The sequence below is a fragment of the Alicyclobacillus suci genome (assembly GCF_017329615.1).
GTDB classification, from domain to species: domain Bacteria; phylum Bacillota; class Bacilli; order Alicyclobacillales; family Alicyclobacillaceae; genus Alicyclobacillus; species Alicyclobacillus suci.
Window position 1 is genome coordinate 1 of record NZ_JAFMTW010000198.1, and the last position, 313, is coordinate 313.

Genomic DNA, 313 nt, shown 5'->3' on the forward strand with positions numbered 1-313 from the left:
GCTTTCGCTACCAGTGTGGGTTTCGAATCGACGAAGCAGCCCCGTCGGTCTCCACACTGAGTCGCGTGTTTTCAGCCGTTGTTGAGTTGGGTCTCGCTGAGAAGCTCTTCATTGACCTGGTTAGTCAATGTAAAGAAGCGAGCATCATCAACGGACGCCATTTGGCTGTGGACAGTGCCGCCGTGAAGTCCTACGAGAAAAAACAACCTAAGTCCAAGAGCCAGGAAACGGGCAATGCCAACTGGGGCGCAAAATACGATACCTTTGGCAACAAGCTTGCTTGGTTCGGATACAAATTCCACTTGGCTGTGGA

Annotated in this window: 1 protein-coding gene; it reads left to right on the plus strand. The window is 51.8% G+C overall.

The genetic code is table 11. The annotated features are described in order from the left end of the window. A partial coding sequence (locus tag J3482_RS20400; protein WP_206923117.1) for a transposase occupies positions 1-313 on the plus strand: 313 nt, incomplete at both ends.